The 12,581-nt window shown below is 63.2% G+C and carries 12 protein-coding genes and 3 tRNA genes; all 15 read right to left on the reverse strand.

Annotation, left to right across the window (positions count from 1 at the left end; translation table 11 throughout):
• Positions 1 to 5 precede the first annotated feature (5 nt).
• The 15 genes from plsY to RX395_RS03900 all read right to left on the reverse strand — a co-directional run bounded on the left by plsY (position 6) and on the right by RX395_RS03900 (position 12,399).
• The gene (gene plsY, locus RX395_RS03830) at positions 6 to 689 is read right to left on the reverse strand and encodes a glycerol-3-phosphate 1-O-acyltransferase PlsY (RefSeq protein WP_316365584.1); all 684 of its coding nucleotides are present in this window, start codon (positions 687 to 689) and stop codon (positions 6 to 8) included.
• Positions 682 to 2,016 (reverse strand): ribosome biogenesis GTPase Der, encoded by a 1,335-nt coding sequence (gene der / locus RX395_RS03835; RefSeq protein WP_117803194.1) that lies wholly within the window; start codon positions 2,014 to 2,016, stop codon positions 682 to 684. The genes plsY and der overlap by 8 nt, the downstream gene beginning before the upstream one ends.
• Before the next feature lie 10 nt (positions 2,017 to 2,026).
• On the reverse strand, positions 2,027 to 3,469 hold the full coding sequence (locus RX395_RS03840) for a DUF512 domain-containing protein (RefSeq protein ID WP_316365586.1): 1,443 nt from the start codon (positions 3,467 to 3,469) through the stop codon (positions 2,027 to 2,029).
• Positions 3,470 to 3,471: 2 nt separating this feature from the next.
• On the reverse strand, positions 3,472 to 4,371 hold the full coding sequence (locus tag RX395_RS03845) for a 4-hydroxy-3-methylbut-2-enyl diphosphate reductase (RefSeq protein ID WP_316365588.1): 900 nt from the start codon (positions 4,369 to 4,371) through the stop codon (positions 3,472 to 3,474).
• Positions 4,372 to 4,373: 2 nt separating this feature from the next.
• Positions 4,374 to 5,102 carry a lysophospholipid acyltransferase family protein gene (locus RX395_RS03850; protein ID WP_316365590.1) on the reverse strand — a complete coding sequence of 243 codons (729 nt, stop codon included), beginning with the start codon at positions 5,100 to 5,102 and terminating at the stop codon, positions 4,374 to 4,376.
• A 3-nt stretch (positions 5,103 to 5,105) separates the two neighbouring features.
• A complete protein-coding gene (gene cmk, locus RX395_RS03855) occupies positions 5,106 to 5,792 on the reverse strand; it encodes a (d)CMP kinase (protein ID WP_316365592.1) in 687 nt (228 codons plus the stop codon).
• A 66-nt stretch (positions 5,793 to 5,858) separates the two neighbouring features.
• The gene (locus tag RX395_RS03860) at positions 5,859 to 6,824 is read right to left on the reverse strand and encodes a pseudouridine synthase (protein WP_316365594.1); all 966 of its coding nucleotides are present in this window, start codon (positions 6,822 to 6,824) and stop codon (positions 5,859 to 5,861) included.
• Positions 6,811 to 7,539 carry an SMC-Scp complex subunit ScpB gene (scpB, locus tag RX395_RS03865; RefSeq protein WP_316365596.1) on the reverse strand — a complete coding sequence of 243 codons (729 nt, stop codon included), beginning with the start codon at positions 7,537 to 7,539 and terminating at the stop codon, positions 6,811 to 6,813. Before scpB ends, RX395_RS03860 begins: the two co-directional genes overlap by 14 nt.
• An 11-nt stretch (positions 7,540 to 7,550) precedes the next feature.
• Positions 7,551 to 8,363: a segregation and condensation protein A gene (locus RX395_RS03870; protein WP_316365597.1), complete on the reverse strand. Its 813-nt coding sequence runs from the start codon at positions 8,361 to 8,363 to the stop codon at positions 7,551 to 7,553.
• A gap of 84 nt (positions 8,364 to 8,447) precedes the next feature.
• Positions 8,448 to 9,131, reverse strand: a complete 684-nt coding sequence (locus tag RX395_RS03875) for a site-2 protease family protein (protein WP_316365599.1) — start codon at positions 9,129 to 9,131, stop codon at positions 8,448 to 8,450.
• A gap of 9 nt (positions 9,132 to 9,140) precedes the next feature.
• The gene (locus RX395_RS03880) at positions 9,141 to 9,437 is read right to left on the reverse strand and encodes a hypothetical protein (protein WP_316365601.1); all 297 of its coding nucleotides are present in this window, start codon (positions 9,435 to 9,437) and stop codon (positions 9,141 to 9,143) included.
• Positions 9,424 to 11,457, reverse strand: a complete 2,034-nt coding sequence (locus RX395_RS03885; protein WP_316365603.1) for an ABC-F family ATP-binding cassette domain-containing protein — start codon at positions 11,455 to 11,457, stop codon at positions 9,424 to 9,426. Before RX395_RS03885 ends, RX395_RS03880 begins: the two co-directional genes overlap by 14 nt.
• A 75-nt stretch (positions 11,458 to 11,532) precedes the next feature.
• Positions 11,533 to 11,605 (reverse strand) — tRNA-Ala (locus tag RX395_RS03890).
• Positions 11,606 to 12,052: 447 nt separating this feature from the next.
• A tRNA-Ile gene (locus RX395_RS03895) sits at positions 12,053 to 12,128 on the reverse strand.
• A gap of 198 nt (positions 12,129 to 12,326) precedes the next feature.
• A tRNA-Ala gene (locus tag RX395_RS03900) sits at positions 12,327 to 12,399 on the reverse strand.
• Positions 12,400 to 12,581 lie beyond the last annotated feature (182 nt).

Consider the following 12,581-nt stretch of genomic DNA (forward strand, 5'->3'; position numbering starts at 1 on the left):
CTCTCCTACTTATCGTCGGGCTCGGTGACGCGCTTGGTAAACGAGAGCTTGGACTCCTTACCGGTCATGAGCTTTTTGATGTTTGCGCGATGGGCCCACACCACGGTGATGCCGATCATCGCCATGCAAAACTTGAGGCCCAGGCTGCTGTACGGAAAGACCGCGCAGGCGGCGATGGGAAGGCCGATGGCGGCGGCAAGCGAGCCCACCGACACAAACTTGGTGATGGCAACGGCCACGATAAACATGCCCAGCAGCGAAAGTCCGATGGGCCAGTACCAGGCGAGGATAACGCCCAGACCCACGGCGATGCCCTTGCCGCCGTGGAAGTTGAGGTACGGCGAGAAGATGTGGCCCCATACGGCCGCCAGGCAGATGACGCCGATCATCCAATCACCGGCAGCACCGGGAGCCATAATGCTCGGCGGAAAGCCATAGCCCACGCTCGCGATGAGCGGACGGGCGATAAGGACGCAGACGGCGCCCTTAAGGCAGTCGAGCAGCAGCGTGAGCGCGGCCACCTTGGGGCCGGCCACGCGCAGCGCGTTAGTGGTGCCGATGTTGCCGGAGCCCGCCTTGCGAATGTCGGTGTGGTTGAACACGCGTCCCAGGATCAGGCCAAACGGAATCGCTCCGATAAAGAACGAGACCACGGCGCAGATGGCGGTCAGAAGAATCGGATTATGCATCCTTTTGCTCCTTCTTCCTAAAGAAGAGTCGAATGGGCGTACCGGCAAAATCGAAGGTCGAACGCATGCGGTTCTCCACGTAGCGCTGGTAGGTGTCGTTGACCAGGTCGCTGTGGTTGACGAAGAACGTGAACGTCGGCGGGTTGATGCCCGTCTGAGTCACGTAGTGCATGCGCAGGCGGCGCTTGCCGTCCACCACGGTGTGGCCGAACTCGCGCAGGTCGGTAAGGAACGTGTTGAGGCGCGAGGTGGTGATCTTTTGCGAGCGCGTCTTCTCGGCAGCGTCGACCATCGCCCAGATCTTCTCGACGCTGCGGCCGGTGAGGGCAGAGATGCGCAGGTACTGGGCCCAGGGAGCCATGACGCCCAGACGGCGGTCGACGGTTTCCATGCAGGCCTCGCGCTTACGGTCGTCGTCGAGCAGGTCCCACTTGTTGAGCAGCACCACGATGGCACAGCCGCGCTCGATGGCAAGGCCCATGACCTTCTGGTCCTGCTCGGTAACGCCCACGGAGGCGTCGACGACGAGCAGTGCCACGTCGGCGCGATCGATGGCGCGCAGGCCGCGAACCATCGAGTAGTACTCGATGTTCTCGTATACGGTGCTCTTCTTGCGAATACCCGCGGTGTCGACCATGCGGTAGTGCTTGCCGTTGCGCTCCACGACGGTGTCGATGGCGTCGCGCGTCGTGCCGGCAATGTTGGACACGATAGAGCGGTCGGCGCCCAGGATGCGGTTGAACAGCGACGACTTACCGGCGTTGGGGCGGCCGATGATGGCGACGTTCAGCGCATCGGGGAACTCATCGGCGACTTCGTCCTCTTCCTCCGGAAGCAGGGCAACGATATCGTCGAGCAGGTCGCCCGTGCCGTGGCCGTGCAGGGCCGAGAGCGGCGTGGGCTCGCCGATACCGAGCGAATAGAACTCCCAGATGCTGTCGTTCTCGCGATCGGGGTTGTCGAGTTTGTTCACCAGCAGAAAGACCGGCTTGTCGCAGCGCTTGAGCATGCGGGCGACCGACTCGTCCTCCTCGGTGACGCCGGTGCGGCCGTCGACCACAAACAGGATGACGGCGGCTTCCTCGGCGGCGGCGAGGGCCTGGTCGCGAATGGACGTGGCAAACACGTCATCGCTCTTGAGCGGCTCGATGCCGCCCGTGTCGACGATGGTGAACTCGCGGCCGTTCCAATCGGCCGTGTGGTACGAGCGGTCGCGCGTGACGCCGCGGGACTCGTGGACGATGGCGTCCGAGGTCTGGGCCAGGCGGTTAACGAGCGTGGACTTGCCCACGTTGGGGCGTCCGACGACGGCGACGATAGGTTTCATCTGCACTCCTTTAATGGGTAGGGTCAGTGGAAATGTTAGAGTCCGCGGGCACAATGCCAAGGATGTGCTCCAGGGTATCGAGCAGCTCATGCGGCATGGTCGACACCACATGAACCTCGGTGCCGCGACTGGCAAGGCTTGCGAGTAAATCGTCACGATGATACTCGTCAAGCGTCATGCCGTCAGCGTTGAACATGAGCTTAGGCACAAAGAGCATAACCCCCGAGAGGTCCTGCGGCAGCTGCTCCAGAATGTCACACGCGACGATGAGGCCGGTCACGTCCACGTTGCCGCCAAAGTAGCGGTTCTTGATGGCTGTGACAGTGCCGGCGAGACCATGCGGCGACTCCACAAAGCGCGCCACGGTGTCGCGTGCGCTGGCGCCCGAGAGGCACAGCAGGTGCTGGTTGCGCTCGGCGATGCCAGCGCGGACGCGGCACAGGCGCTCGGCGTCGGCAGCAAGTACATCGTCGGTCTCGTCCAGATACGAGCGGATCATGCCGATACCGTCGTAGTACTGCGGATAGCCGTCGTAAAAGTCCGCCTCGGGCGGATCGATGCCGGCGTCCAGGTAGAACTCGTCGCTCATCTGGAAGGTGTGGCGGCCAAAACGCTCGAAGGCACGGTCCTGGTAGGGACGGATCATGGCAATGGTCTCGCGCGCCAGTTCGGGCTTGTCGCTGTATGACCAGCTAAAGCGGTTTTGGTGCTTGGTAAAACCGAGCGGCACAATGCCCAGGCTTGTGATTTGCTCGTGCTCCTCGCAAAAGCGCAGGGTCTTTTCCAGCTCCTCGCCGTCGTTCATGCCGGGGCACAACACGATCTGCGCGTGAATCTCGATGCCGGCGGCCATGATGGCCTCGAGTACGTCCATGCCGCGCTGGGCGTTGCGGCCCATCATACGACGGCGGACGTCGGGGCTCACGGCATGGACCGACACGTTCATAGGGCTCATGTTGCGTTGGATGACGTTTTGCACGTCCTCATCGGTGAGGTTCGTGAGCGTGACGAAGTTGCCCTGCAAAAAGCTCAGACGGTAGTCGTCGTCGCGAATATAGAGCGTGGAGCGGCCGCCCTTGGGGAGCATCGTCATAAAGCAGAACACGCAGGCGTTTACGCAGGTACGCATGCCGTCGAAGATGGGGCCATCGAACTCCAAACCCCAATCCTCGCCCGGGAAGCGGTCGAGCTCGACGGGGGTGACGCTGTTGTCGCGCGGGTCGAATACCTCAAGCTCGACGGTGTCGTCGTCTGCCTCCCAGAGCCACACGATCATGTCGGTGAGCACCTCACCGTTGACCGTGAGCACGCGCATGCCCGGCTCGATACCCACATCCCACGCGGGCGATTCGGGACGTACGTTCTTTACGAGCGCGCCCTCACCCGGCTCGGGGTCGCGGCTGCGCCCGTAATCGGCCACCTCGGCGGCGTATGCGGGTACGGTCTGGTCCATGGTTAGCGGCAAAGCTCCTTGATGCGCGTGACGGCGCGTTCGATGTGTTCTTGTGGGGTGGAGGCTCCGGCAGTGATGCCGATGTGGTGAGCGTCGGTAAACCACGCGGCCTGGAGCTCGGAAGCTTCCTCGATGTGATACGTGCGCTCGCAGGCGTCTGCGCAAATCTGCGCCAGGCGGCGGGTGTTGCCCGAGTTCTTGCCGCCCACCACGACCATGCAGTCGCAGCATTTGGCAAGTGTGGCTGCTGCCTGTTGACGCTCGCTCGTGGCGGCGCAGATGGTGTTGATCACGCGCAGCTCCTGCACGCGCGGGGTGATGGCAGCCACGACCTCGGCGAGGTTCTGCGCGGTCTGGGTGGTCTGCACAACCAAGCCCACCTTGCCCTTGAGCGGCAAAGCGTTGGCATCGGCGGCACAGCTCACGACCTGCGCATCATTGCCGGCGTGACCCAGGATGCCCTCCACCTCGGGGTGACCCGGCTCGCCTACGACGATCACGCGGTAGCCCTCGCGCACCAGGCGCTCGGCGGCCACGTGGACCTTCTTGACGTAAGGGCAGGTGGCGTCGACGACGTTAAGGCCACGCTCGCGAGCGGCATCGATGACCTGCGGCACCACGCCGTGGGCGCGGATGATCACGGTGCCGGTTGCTGCGTCGTCCAGGGTTTCGGCCAAGCCAACGCCTGCCTCAGCGAGCTCGCGTACCACGATGGGGTTATGGATGAGCGGACCCAAGGTATGGACCTGAGTGCTCTCCCCTGCCTGCGGCGCGGCGGCCAGCGCCATGTCGAGCGCGCGCTGTACGCCGTAGCAAGTGCCGGCGTGGGCTGCAATCTCGATGATGGGCGCGCCGTCCTGGTCGGACGCAGTCGCGGCAGTGTTCGTCACGTTTTCACTCATGGCTAGAACCTGCCCGGATGCTCGGCGCACAGCTCGTCTCGCATAGCGTAGACGCGGTTCATGGCCTCGGACTCAAACCAGGCCAGGCGCTCCGTGCGCTTAAGCCCGGCGGGTGCATCGGAAAGCGAGACGGCCTTGCCGGCGCGGATCCAGCACTTCTTGGGACGCATGATCTTTTTGCCCGCAGGCGTGATGTCGGACCAGCCACAGATTGCGAGCGGGTTGACGGGTGCTTTGCCCATCTGGGCGATGAGCGCAAAACCGCCGTGGACCTCGGGCTTGATCTCGCGCGAGCGGATGCGCGTGCCCTCGGGGAAGATCAGAACGTCCTCGCCGCGCTGCAGCGCATGCTGGGCGGCGCGCAGACACTTCATATCGGCAGTACCACGCTCCACGGGGATGCCGCCCACGCGGCTAAAGGCCCAACGAACAATCTTGCTCTTGGCGAACTCGGACTTAAAGATGGGTCGAATGCGGCGGCCCCCAAAGAACAGCGCCGTCTCCACGGCCAAGAGCTCGGCCATCGAGGTGTGGTTGCAGATGACCACGCTGCCGCGGCCTTCCTGGCGCTCAAACAGAAGATCGGCGTCCTCGACCTTCCAGCGCCACATGAGCTTGGAGAAGGCCCAAAGGATGGCCATGACTACGACGACGGTGCCGCGGATGAGCGCTGGAAACTCGGCGTAGGGGGCGTTGTAATAGTCCTCGGGCGTCTGCTGAAACAGGCGCATGGGCTACCTCCTTTGGTTGATGAGGTCCTTGATTATCGAGACGACCTCGTCGATGGTGTGGGCGGTGGAGTCGACGTGCACGGCGTCCTCGGCGGGCACGAGCGGGGCGACCTCGCGACTGCTGTCAAGTTTGTCGCGCTGCTTAAGGGCGTCGAGGGTCTCGTCGACTTCGGCCTCGAGTTGCTCGGACGTGAGCGGCTGGGCGTCGTTCTGGTGGCGCTGCAGCACGCGGCGACGGGCGCGCTCGCGCGGGTCGGCCGTCAGGAAGACCTTGACCTGCGCGTTAGGGAACACGACGGTTCCGATGTCGCGACCCTCGGCCACGATATCGCGGTCCTCGGCGGCACGGCGCTGATGGATGAGCATGGCGGTGCGCACGCCCGGGTAGGCCGAGACCTTGGACACGTTGGCGTCGACCTGCGGGGTGCGGATGGCAGCCGAGGCGTCCTGGCCGTCAATAGTCAGGCGCGTGTCCTCGCCGGTGCCGTTGGTAAAGCGGATCTCGATCTGCTCGGCGAGGGCGTCGATGGCCGCCTCGTCGTCCAGATCGATGCCGCGGTCGAGCGCGGCAAAGGTGACGGCGCGGTACATGGCGCCCGTGTCGAGCTTGTTAAAGCCCAGCTGGCGGGCGATCTCCTTGGCGATGGTGGACTTGCCGGATCCGGCGGGGCCGTCGATGGCAACGATCATGCAATGCTTCCTTTCGGTGGTTGAAGTGCTGCTATGGTTCGCGGGCGTTGGGGTGCGGCGGTTTGCCTAGCCCGTGTAGCGCTCGCGGTAGGTGTTGCGCTTGGGTGCGGAGCCGTGGCTGCCGTGGTGACGCGTGCGGCTGGCGGGCGTGTCTTGGGGCTTGCCGCCGTTACGCTTGCCGCTCGCCTGCTTGGGCGGGATGCCACCGCTTTTGAGGATCTGCACCTCGCGGTCGGTGAGCTCGCGCCACGAACCCTTGGCCACATCCTTGAGCTCCAGGCCGGCGAAGTTGCAGCGGTGCAGGCGGATCACCGGATGGTGAATCTTGCTCAGCATGCGCTTAACCTGATTTTTGCGGCCCTCGCGGATGATGACCTCCACGGCGGTGGTGCCGGGCTTGACGCCCTGGGGAGCTACGGCCTCGGCCTCGCGCGCGTTAATGATTCGGCAGATCGCCGGCTGGCATAGGCCGTCGTCGAGCTCGATGCCACGGCGGAGCGGTTCCAAGTCGCGATCGGTCAAGTGGCCGTCCACGAGCGCCTGATAGGTCTTGTAGACGTGCTTACTCGGGTGCAGCAGATCCTGCGACAGGTCGCCGTCGGTGGTAAAGAGCAAAAGGCCTGTGGTGTCGCGGTCCAGGCGACCCACCGGGAAGAGCCCCGGAAAACGGTCGCGCGGGACCAGGTCGGCCACGCAAGGGCGTTCCTGCGGATCGCTCATGGTGGTGAGGTAGCCAGTTGGCTTGTAGAGCATCAGGTACACGGCGCCCTGGTTGAGCTTGACGGGCATGCCGTCGACCTCGATATGGTCGCGGTCGACGTCTACCTTGGTACCCAGCTCGGTCGCGACCTCGCCGTTGACGGTCACGCGGCCGGCGGTCATCAGATCCTCCGAGCCACGTCGGCTCGCCACGCCTGCGCGCGCCAAAAAGCGCTGCAGGCGCATGGTGTGCGGGTAGACGGGCTGGGCGTCGGTTGCGGGTACTGCGTTGCCCACGGCGCGCGTCTCCTCTGCTTCGTTAGTCCTCGTCATGCAAATCCTCCGAGGTATCGCCAACGACCAGGGTCTCCAAGTCCTCGGCTGCCTCAACATCTTCAACATCGGTATCGAGCAGTTCGCGCTCTTCGTCTAAGTCCTCGGCCTGCTCCTCGAGCGTGGACTGAATACTGCGGCCGCTCAGGCGCTCGCGGATATACTGGCGCGACTGCTCGTCGGGGGCAAACTGCTCCAGATCGGGCAGGTCGCGGGTGGAACGCAGACCGAACTTTTCCAAGAAGGCGTTGGTCGTGCCGTAGATGATGGCCTGACCGCGCTGGGGGTCACGGCCGAGCTCGCGCACCAGACCCTTGTCAACGAGCGACGCAATGACGCCGTCGGAATTGACGCCGCGGATACCCTTGACCACCTCGCGCGTGACGGGCTGGTGGTAGGCGATGACGGCCAGGGTCTCGAGCGCCGCCTGCGACAGTTTTTGCGTGTCCCAGCTCAGCACGTAGGCCTCGACCACGTCGTGGTAGGCGGGATGCGTAAACAGGCGCCAGCCGCCGGCGACTTCGCGAAGCTGAAAGCCGCGGTTGGCCTCCTCGTACTCAACCTTGAGCTCGGCGAGCAGCGACGCGCACTCGCCGGGGGCGATATCCAGTGCGCCGGCCAGCGCGGCCGCACTCACCGGGTCGCTCGACACCAGCAGCAGCGCCTCGAGGGCACCTTTGAGACTGTTTGCCTCCAGCGTGGAAAGGGTTGACATGGTTGCGGCTCCTATTCGGTGAGCTCGGGGCCCTCGCCGGGCACGTAGGCCTCGGCGCCCTCGACGCGGTTGATGCGGATGGTTCCAAAGATCTCGTCCTGGCTCAGCGTGAGCGAGCCGCGCTTGGCGAGCTCAAGCATGGCTAGGAAGGTGACGACGAGCTGCTCGGTGGTAGCATCGCCGTCTAACAGCTCGCGGAAGGTGCAGGTTTGGTGTGCCATGGTAAAGCGGTCGACCGAGGCCACCGTCAGGTCGAGCGGCACGCGATGCGGCGCCACGTGCTCGGCCTCCAGCAGGAAGGTCTGGCGCTTGCCGTCCAGGTCGGCACAGATGACAGCGAGACCGCGCAGGGTGATGCCGGCCAGGTAGTCGGGCATGAGGCCCAAGAACTCGGGGTCGGGGCCGGCCACACGCGGGTGCATGCGGCTTTCGGCCTGCATGCGGGCACCGAGGGCCGCAGCCGCGCCTTTAAACTGTTTGTAGGCAATCAGGCGTTGGATCAGGACCTCGCGCAAGGCGTCGCCGTCGAGCGTGCTGAGCTCCTCGAGGTCTTCGTCGAACTCGTCATCGTCATCATCGGCTTTGCGCGGGGCCTCCTGCGGCACCAGAGAGGCGGCCTTGATATCCAAAAGGGTTGCCGCGACCAGCAAAAAGTCGCTTGCCACGTCCAGGTCCAGCGCCTCGATGCGCTCGGCCTCGGCAAGGTACTGCTCGGCCACCTCACTGATCGAGATGGCGCCGATATCTACTTTTTGGCGGGTTACCAGCTGCAGCAGCAGGTCGAACGGTCCGCTGTAGACCTGCGTCGACACGCGATACGACATCTTCGACCTCCTTTGACGGCGCCTTCGCGGCGCGGTTTGGGTGCATGTTACGACCGTTTTGCACGGTCGACCTGTTAGTTTACCTTAGATGGCGGCGATTGCGAAGTTAAGCAGCTGCTCAGCGAGCGGATACACGGTAACGTCGAAATAGCGACCGATTACGTCGATGCCGGTCCACATGGGCAGCAGGTACAGCACCAGGATGAGGATGGGCATGGCGTATTGCTGCAGGCGGTAGTAGTTGGCGAGCGCCTTGCCCTTGAGGAAGGGCACGATGATCGACGAGCCGTCGAGCGGCGGGATCGTGATGAGGTTGAAGAACGCGAGTGACAGGTTGACTACGATGAACGTGGCGCCGAAGTTCATGATCTGTGATGCAACGGCAAAGGACATGCTGGTGTATAGGTTGCCGTATGCCGCGTGCATGAGGACCGCGGCAAGGCACGCGAGGGCGATGTTCGATGCGGGGCCGGCCGCACTCACCAGGACCTCGTCGCGTTTGGGGTGCTTGAGGTTGTTGAGGTAGACGGGCACGGGTTTGGCAAAGGCGAATACAGGACCGCCGGCGGCAAGCATAAGCAGCGGCAGGATGATGGTGCCAAACGGGTCGATATGGTTGAGCGGGTTGAGCGAGACGCGTCCGCGCGAACGGGCCGTCTTATCGCCGAGTGCCCAGGCTGCGGCGGCGTGCGCACTCTCGTGGATGACGATGCCCACAATGACGGCGACGGCACTCGCGAGCAGGTTCATGATATAGCTGCTGGACATGGCGCTCCCCTAGCGGACGCGGCGCGAGGCGCGCGTGAGCAAGTAGTCGGCGACAAACAGAATGACGGCCACGATTGCGTAATCCAGGCGGAACACGCCGCCAAAGGGAGAGGTGATGACGCCGTAGCCGGCGATGGCGCTTGGCAGCGCGCGCGAAAGCTCAACGACAAAGCCCACGATCTGCAGCTTGGCGGTGAGGCCGCTAAAACACAGCAGCACGGTCATCGCGCTCATAAAGATGCCGGAGATGCGGCACGCGATGGCGATGATGCTCATCGCCACGGCAGCGGCCTTACGAGAGTTCACGCGCGGTCTCCTCTTCGATCTGGGTGGAAAGCTCCAGCCATTCGTCCTCGAGCTTGGGCAGCTCCTGCTTAAGGCCGTTATATTCCCCCAGCGCGGCGTTGAACTTATCCTGATCGGCATAAAGCTCTTCGCTTGCCATCAATTCCATAAGCTCGTCATAGCGGGCACGCTTTTTGTCAAGCTCTGCCTCGATCTTCTTGAGCTGGTTGCGCACGCCCTTGAGTTTTTTGTTGAGCGCAGCGCGGGCCTGGGCTTCGGCGCGCTTTTGCTCCTTGGTCTTTTTGCCCTCGGCAGGTTTGGGGGTGGCGGCGGGCGCATCGGGCTGGGCCGCGGCGACCTTGGCGGACTTGGCCGTGGCCGGTGCGCTCTCCCCTGCCGCCTCGGCGGCGGCGCGGGCCGCGATGTCCTCGCGCTTGTAGAGGTAGTAGTCGTAGTCGCCGTCGTAGACCGTGACGTTACCATCGCGGATGTCGATTACGCGATTGGCCACGGCACGTACCAGGTGCTCGTCGTGGCTGATCAGCACGATGGTACCGGGGAAGTTTTGCAGGGCATTCTCGAGCATGTCCACCGAGTCGATATCCAGGTGGTTGGTGGGCTCGTCCAGGCACAGGAGCGCCTCGGGGGCCACGAGCATCTTTGCCAGGGCCAGACGCGCCTTTTCACCGCCGGAGAGGACGCGTACCTGCTTTTCGATTGCGTCGTTGTCGCTAAACAGGAAGGCACCCAGCAGGCTGCGCTGCTGCGGCACGGTCCACTTGGGCGTAACGGTGTCAATCTCTTGCAGGACGGTGTTGGATTCGGTCATGCCCTCGAGCGCGTGTTGGGCGTAATAGGCCACGCCCACGTTGGTGCCCAGGTCGCGCGTGCCGGTAGTGGGCGGCTCCAGACCGGCGATGATTTTCATGAGGGTGGACTTGCCGGCGCCGTTGGGGCCGACGAGCGCCACATGCTCGCCGCGGTAGAGCTTGAGGTCGATGTCGCTGTAGATGTGCTTGTCGCCGTAGGACTTGGACACACCCTCGAGGCCCACGACCATGTCGCCGGAGCGTGGCGGATCGGGGAACTTAAAGTCGATGTGCTTGTGGCCCTCGGGTAGGATGACGAGCTCCTTTTTGATCTGCTCGATCTTGCGGATGCGCTCCTGGGCCTGGGCAGCCTTGGTGGGCTTGTAGCGGAACTTGTCGACGAAGACCTGCATGTGGGCGATGTCGCGCTCCTGAGCGGCACGCTTGGCGCGCATCTGCTCCAGATTGTCCTCGCGCTGCTTGAGGTAGCTGCTGTAATTGCCGGTGTAGGTGGTTACGTGACGGTTTTCGAGTGCGGCGACGTGGTCGACGCAGGCGTCCATGAAGGCGCGGTCGTGGCTGACGATGAGCACGGCGCCGTCGTAGTTGGCGATAAAGCCGCGCAGCCACTGGACGCTCTCGAGGTCCAGGTGGTTGGTGGGCTCGTCGAGCAGCAGCAGGTCGGGGTGGCGCAGGAAGAGCTTAGCAAGTGCGATGCGCATCTGCCAGCCGCCCGAGAACTCGGAGCACGGGCGCTCAAAGTCGGCGACCTTAAAGCCCAGGCCGGACAGGATCTTGCGAGCGTTGCTCTCGAGCTCGTAGCCGCCCAGGTGCTCAAAGCGGTCCTGGACCTGGCCGTACTCGTTGAGGAGCGCGTTGACGTCCTTCCCCTGTTCGGAGAGCTCGGTGATCTGGGCCTGCAGCTCGTTGGCGCGCTCGCCCATGCGGCGGATTTCCTTGGCGGCGGCCATGACCTCGGCAAGGATGGTGGTGTCCTTTTGCTCCAGATTAGTTTCCTGCTCTAGGTAGCCTACCTGGCAGTCCTTGGCGTACTGGACCTGGCCGGCGTCTGGGCTGTCGATGCCCATGATGATCTTGAGCATGGTGGTTTTGCCGGCGCCGTTGGGTCCCACGAGCGCAAAGCGCTCGCCGGGGTTGATCTGGAAGGACGCGCCGCTAAAGAGGACGCGTGCGCCGAAGCTTTTTTCGATCTTGTCGACCAGGAGGATCATGGTGCCGCCTTTGACCTTGTGTGCCTATATGAAAAAAGGCCCCAACTTGCGTTGGAGCCTCATTCAATGCTCGGGTGGAGACGAGGGGGATCGAACCCCTGACCTCTTGACTGCCAGTCAAGCGCTCTCCCAGCTGAGCTACGCCCCCGTGCGAAGAAGTACTATACGGGAACTCCCCCGCCGATGCAAGGACAATTTTGGAAAATTTCGCAGTCGCGGCGCAGGCCGCCATCCGCCCAACGACCGTCCCGCCAGCGCCGGGCTCATTATCGGGGCCGATCGCGCTCCCGCCGACCCGGCGATTTCAAAACCATGCCGGTTTACGGGGCCAGGCCGGGAACCCCCGAGCATGCCGTAATCGGTAAAATCAAAACCGCAGGTAGACGACTTGCGCATTCAGCGAAATGCAGGGTATGGACGGCCGGTCCGGGTCCAGCCCCGTAATCCGGCATAGTTTTGAAATGGTTCTTGTCAACCAGCATAATCTTTTACGTGGATTTGAACTGCAAACGTTTTTCAAAGCAATTTGGCAGGCATATGGAGTGGGAACTATGGCAAAAAGAAGCCGGGCTATTTGCCCGGCCCCTCGATTCTCTGGTGGGCCCTCCGGGATTCGAACCCAGAACCCAGGGATTATGAGTCCCCTGCGCTAACCGTTGCGCCAAGAGCCCTTATAAAATGGCGCGTGCAATAGAGGCCAATAGAACAGGCCACCCATCTTGAACCACGACGTGAAATACTACCATGCACGCGGCGCCCGTTCAACGCACGATCTTGTCGACCAGGAGGATCATGGTGCCGCCTTTGACCTTGTGTGCCTATATGAAAAAAGGCCCCAACTTGCGTTGGAGCCTCATTCAATGTTCGGGTGGAGACGAGGGGGATCGAACCCCTGACCTCTTGACTGCCAGTCAAGCGCTCTCCCAGCTGAGCTACGCCCCCGTGCGAAGAAGAACTATACGGGAACTCCCCCGCCGATGCAAGGATAATTTTGGAATCTAACAGTTTAGATAACGGGTGATGCCGCACCTATCCCAAGCTGCGGTAAGTCGCGTCGGCCATCAGGATATGGCGCACCACCCTTGCAGTCGGGTCCCACCTGTCGCGCGCCTGGTTGACCCTGA

Origin of the sequence: Collinsella aerofaciens (assembly GCF_032584215.1) — a bacterium.
Taxonomy (GTDB): Bacteria; Actinomycetota; Coriobacteriia; order Coriobacteriales; family Coriobacteriaceae; genus Collinsella.

Bases quoted from the DNA above. Each gene is read 5' to 3' on its own strand.
- RX395_RS03850 (WP_316365590.1), bottom strand. From the start codon at position 5,102: ATGCGCCTGTTTCAGCAGACGCCCGAGGACTATTACAACGCCCCCTAC.
- RX395_RS03875 (WP_316365599.1), bottom strand. From the start codon at position 9,131: ATGTCCAGCAGCTATATCATGAACCTGCTCGCGAGTGCCGTCGCCGTC.
- RX395_RS03845 (WP_316365588.1), bottom strand. From the start codon at position 4,371: ATGAGTGAAAACGTGACGAACACTGCCGCGACTGCGTCCGACCAGGAC.
- RX395_RS03860 (WP_316365594.1), bottom strand. From the start codon at position 6,824: ATGACGAGGACTAACGAAGCAGAGGAGACGCGCGCCGTGGGCAACGCA.
- der (WP_117803194.1), bottom strand. From the start codon at position 2,016: ATGAAACCTATCGTCGCCGTCGTCGGACGCCCCAACGTGGGCAAGTCC.
- RX395_RS03885 (WP_316365603.1), bottom strand. From the start codon at position 11,457: ATGATCCTCCTGGTCGACAAGATCGAAAAAAGCTTCGGCGCACGCGTC.
- plsY (WP_316365584.1), bottom strand. From the start codon at position 689: ATGCATAATCCGATTCTTCTGACCGCCATCTGCGCCGTGGTCTCGTTC.
- RX395_RS03840 (WP_316365586.1), bottom strand. From the start codon at position 3,469: ATGGACCAGACCGTACCCGCATACGCCGCCGAGGTGGCCGATTACGGG.
- cmk (WP_316365592.1), bottom strand. From the start codon at position 5,792: ATGATCGTTGCCATCGACGGCCCCGCCGGATCCGGCAAGTCCACCATC.
- RX395_RS03870 (WP_316365597.1), bottom strand. From the start codon at position 8,363: ATGTCGTATCGCGTGTCGACGCAGGTCTACAGCGGACCGTTCGACCTG.
- scpB (WP_316365596.1), bottom strand. From the start codon at position 7,539: ATGTCAACCCTTTCCACGCTGGAGGCAAACAGTCTCAAAGGTGCCCTC.